General features: G+C 36.4%; 1 protein-coding gene. It reads left to right on the top strand.

What is annotated here, in order from left to right; translation table 11 throughout:
- Positions 1–327: hypothetical protein (locus AC1DSE_RS36080; protein WP_477529221.1), on the top strand; the 327-nt coding region annotated here is incomplete at its 5' end.
- Positions 328–704: the final 377 nt, after the last annotated feature.

The raw sequence follows: 704 nt of genomic DNA, 5'->3' as shown, positions 1-704 counted from the left end.
TCGTTAACGGTGATTCTTCTATGTTTAGTTGTACTGTTACTCGCATTGTACAGAACATTTTTTAAGAAACCAACCGTGTTATGCCTATCCAATGAGCAAATCATATTAAATGGGAATATAATTAATTCAAGGGATATTAAAGTGATAATGACCAGGGGGTACTTTAAACCTGTTATTGGGATATTACCTTACAGGAGGAAGATCGTCCCATTGGATATGGCATTTAGGTATTCAAAGGATGAAGATAGAGGCATCTCGGATTTAAAGAGCTGGGCAAAAATGAACAATGTAAAGATGGTTAATAAATCGTTTCAAACGTGGATATAAGTGTATTCAAAAGCACTATTCGGTACGGTTATTACCTTATTCAGAGGATGTGCTTAACCAGGGTGACATGCTTGTTCGTTACGCTAACGGGAAACGATAGTTGAAAAGTCGTAGCCATAGCAATGGCAGTCTAGATCTTTATTTCGCGTCCTAGTCTGCTGCTGTTGCTGCGGATTTAATTTGCAAAGTCTGATGATAGTTGAGGACGAGTTACATGTTTAAAAGCAGCTCCTCTATGATTTATTTTGGTAATTTGAATAAACTGTTTTGTAGAAGGAATCTCAATGAAAGGACAGATGTGAAATGGAGAGAAAAGCAACAGTAAAATTAGATGATCTAATTACTGAAATTGAAATTCAAATGGATGAGACCCTAAC

The organism is Paenibacillus sp. 01L418, from assembly GCF_056400045.1.
This window is presented reverse-complemented; position numbering and strand designations above follow the sequence as displayed.